Annotated in this window: 3 protein-coding genes; 2 read left to right on the forward strand and 1 reads right to left on the reverse strand. The window is 63.8% G+C overall.

Annotated features, from left to right (window positions below; translation table 11 throughout):
* On the forward strand, positions 1-1,509 hold a 1,509-nt coding region (glmS, locus tag EOA86_RS26770; protein ID WP_128344450.1), incomplete at its 5' end, for a glutamine--fructose-6-phosphate transaminase (isomerizing).
* 79 nt (positions 1,510-1,588) lie between these two features.
* Positions 1,589-2,347: a DUF502 domain-containing protein gene (locus EOA86_RS26775; RefSeq protein ID WP_128344452.1), complete on the forward strand. Its 759-nt coding sequence runs from the start codon at positions 1,589-1,591 to the stop codon at positions 2,345-2,347.
* Here EOA86_RS26775 and recG read toward each other — a convergent pair.
* Positions 2,299-3,604 (reverse strand): ATP-dependent DNA helicase RecG (gene recG / locus EOA86_RS26780; RefSeq protein WP_128344454.1); only part of this gene is annotated, 1,306 nt, incomplete at its 5' end. The two genes, EOA86_RS26775 and recG, sit on opposite strands and share 49 nt — an antisense overlap.

Below are 3,604 nucleotides of genomic sequence, written 5' to 3' on the forward strand. Positions count from 1 at the left end.
GAATTGCGCGACGAGCTGATGCGGGACGGCTACACATTTTCATCACAGACCGACACCGAGGTCGTCGCACATCTGGTGGGGCGCGAATTGGCCAAGGGCCTGAAGCCGGTCGAGGCCGCGCACCAGGCGCTGAAGCGGCTGGAAGGCGCCTTTGCGCTGGCCATCATGTTCAAGGGCGACGAGGACCTCATCGTCGGGGCGCGCAACGGCCCGCCGCTGGCCGTCGGCCATGGCGAGGGCGAGATGTTCCTGGGCTCGGACGCCATCGCGCTTGCCCCCTTCACCAATTCGATCACCTATCTGGAGGACGGCGACTGGGCGGTGGTGCGCCGCAACGAGGTCGCCATCTTCGACATGGACGGCAGCAAAGTAGACCGCAAGCGCCAGCAGTCGCTCAGCACCAGCTTCATGGTCGACAAGGGCAACCGGCGCCATTTCATGGAGAAGGAAATCCATGAACAGCCCGAAGTGATCTCGCACACGCTGGCGCATTATGTGGATTTTGTCGGCGGCGTATCGAAGCCGCTCGACCTGCCGTTCGATTTCGCCAAAATCGACCGGCTGGCGATCTCGGCCTGCGGCACTGCCTATCTCGCCGGCCTGATCAGCAAATACTGGTTCGAGCGCTATGCGCGGCTGCCGGTCGACATCGATGTCGCTTCGGAATTCCGCTACCGCGAGATGCCGCTGTCGAAGACAGACGCCGCCTTCTTCATCTCGCAATCGGGCGAGACCGCCGACACGTTGGCCTCGCTGCGCTATTGCCGCAAGGCGGGCATGAAGATCGGCGCGGTCGTCAATGTCCGCGAATCGACGATGGCGCGCGAGTCCGACGTCATCCTGCCGACGCTGGCCGGGCCGGAGATCGGTGTCGCCTCGACCAAGGCCTTCACCTGTCAATTGTCGGTGCTGGCCTCGCTTGCCGTGCGGGCCGGCGTGGCGCGCGGAACGATCTCGCGGGAGCAGGAAGCGACGCTGGTACGTCAACTGTCGGAAGCGCCGCGCTATGCCAACCAGGTCTTGAAGCTCGACGGGCAGATCGAAAAGGTCGCACGCGACCTCGCTCACTATAAGAACGTGCTCTATCTCGGCCGCGACACCAATTTCCCGCTGGCCATGGAAGGCGCGCTGAAGCTCAAGGAAATCTCCTATATCCATGCCGAGGGCTACGCCGCCGGTGAGCTGAAGCACGGGCCGATCGCGCTGATCGACGAGAACATGCCTGTCATCGTCATTGCCCCGCATGACCGCATCTTCGAAAAGACCGTATCGAACATGCAGGAAGTGGCGGCACGCGGCGGCAAGATCATCCTGATCACCGACAGCAAGGGTGCCGCACACGCCACGGTGAAGACGATGGAGACGATCGTGCTGCCGGACGTGCCGGAAATCATCTCGCCGATCATCTACGCGCTGCCGATCCAGATGCTGGCCTATTTCACCGCCGTGTTCATGGGCACCGACGTCGACCAGCCGCGCAACCTGGCGAAATCGGTGACTGTGGAATAGGCGTGGTTTAAAAAATTTCGCGGTTCCAAAGCGGATTGCGGTTCATTAATGTTGCGCGCAACCAGTGCTGCGGTGAACCATGTCCGATGCGCCCAAGACCTCTGGCATGACCCGGCTGCGGAATTACTTCCTGACAGGCTTTGTCGTCTGCGCGCCGCTGGCGATCACCGCTTACATCGCCTGGTCCTTCATCGGCTGGGTCGATTCGTGGGTGAAACCCTATATTCCGGCGCGCTACAACCCCGATAGCTATCTGCCGGCGCCGGTTCCGGGATTCGGCCTGATCGTCGCCTTGATCCTGATCACCCTGATCGGTTTCCTGACCGCCAATATCGTCGGCCGCGCTATCGTCTTGTTCGGCGAACGGCTGCTCGGCCGCATGCCGCTGGTGCGCGGCATCTACGGCTCGCTGAAGCAGATCTTCGAGACTGTGCTGTCGAACAAAGGCGACATGTTTCGCCAGGTCGGGCTGGTCGAATATCCGCGCAAGGGCGTCTGGTCGCTGGTCTTCGTCGCCAGCGACAAGGAAACCGAGATCAACCAGAAGCTCGACCAGGAAGGTGATCCGCTGATCGCGGTATTCATGCCGTGCGCGCCCAACCCGACCACCGGCTTTCTCATGTATGTGCCGAAATCCGATATCGTGCTGCTCGACATGACGGTCGAGGACGGCGCCAAGCTGATCGTTTCGGCAGGCCTGGTGGCGCCGGCGGTCAAGACGAAAATGGTGACGTTGAACGGCAAACCGATCGGCGTTCAGATCGCCAATCCGCCGGTGGATGCCGGGCCTCAGCCGGCGCGCAAGAGCCGCACCGCCTCGTCGCGGCCGAACAAATAAAGCAGCATGCGAAGGGCGGCGCCGCGTTCGGATTGCAGTTCCGGATCGCGCGACAGGATCAGCCGCGCGTCGTCGCGGGCGGCCTCCAGCAGGTCGGCATGCGCCTCGATGCGCGCCACCTGGAAGCCCGGCGTGCCGGACTGTCGGGTGCCGAGCAACTCGCCTTCGCCGCGCAGCTTCAGGTCCTCCTCGGCGATGCGGAATCCGTCCTCGGTCTCGCGCATCACCGACAGCCGGCGCGTTGCCGTCTCGCCGAGCGGATCCTTGTAGAGCAGCACGCAGGAGGATGGTTTTTCGCCGCGACCGACCCGGCCGCGCAATTGGTGCAACTGGGCGAGGCCAAAGCGCTCGGCATGCTCGATGACCATGATCGTCGCATCCGGCACATCGACGCCAACCTCGATGACCGTGGTGGCGATCAGGATGCGTGTCTCGCCGGCCTTGAAGGCGCGCATCGCTTCGTCCTTTTCGGCGCCCTTCATGCGACCGTGCACCAGGCCGATCCGGTCGCCGAACAGCGGCTTCAGCGAGGCAAAACGGTCCTCCGCCGACATCAGCTTGATCTCTTCGGATTCCTCGACCAGCGGGCAGATCCAGTAGATCTTCTGGCCGTCGGCGACGGCGTCGCGCATGCGGCCGACCAGTTCGTCGAGCCGCTCGAGCGGCAGGGTGACGGTGCGGATCGGCTGGCGACCGGCCGGTTTTTCGGTCAGCTTCGACACGTCCATGTCGCCGAAAGCGGTCAACACCAGCGTGCGCGGGATCGGCGTCGCCGTCATCACCAGCATGTCGGGGGCATCGCCCTTGGCGGTGATGGCAAGCCGCTGGTGGACGCCAAAGCGGTGCTGCTCGTCGATGACGGCGAGGACGAGGTCGTGGAAGGTCACCGTTTCCTGGAACAGGGCGTGGGTGCCGACGACGATGTCGATCTCGCCATTGGCCAGACCGGCCAGCGTCTCGGTGCGCTCGCGGCCCTTTTCGCGGCCGGTGAGGATGGCAACGCGCAGGCCGGCTTGTTCCGCCAAAGGTGCAATCGTCGCAAGATGCTGGCGCGCCAGGATTTCGGTCGGCGCCATCAACGCCGCCTGGCCGCCGGCCTCGACGGCTCGCGCCATGGCGAGTAGCGCGACCACCGTCTTGCCGGAGCCGACATCTCCCTGCAAAAGCCGCAGCATGCGTTCGGGATCGGCCAGATCGGCGTTGATTTCGGCCAACGCGAATTCCTGGCTGGGAGTCAGCGAATAGGAAAGGGCGGCG

The organism is Mesorhizobium sp. M5C.F.Ca.IN.020.32.2.1 (assembly GCF_004023105.1).
Classification (GTDB): domain Bacteria; phylum Pseudomonadota; class Alphaproteobacteria; order Rhizobiales; family Rhizobiaceae; genus Mesorhizobium; species Mesorhizobium wenxiniae.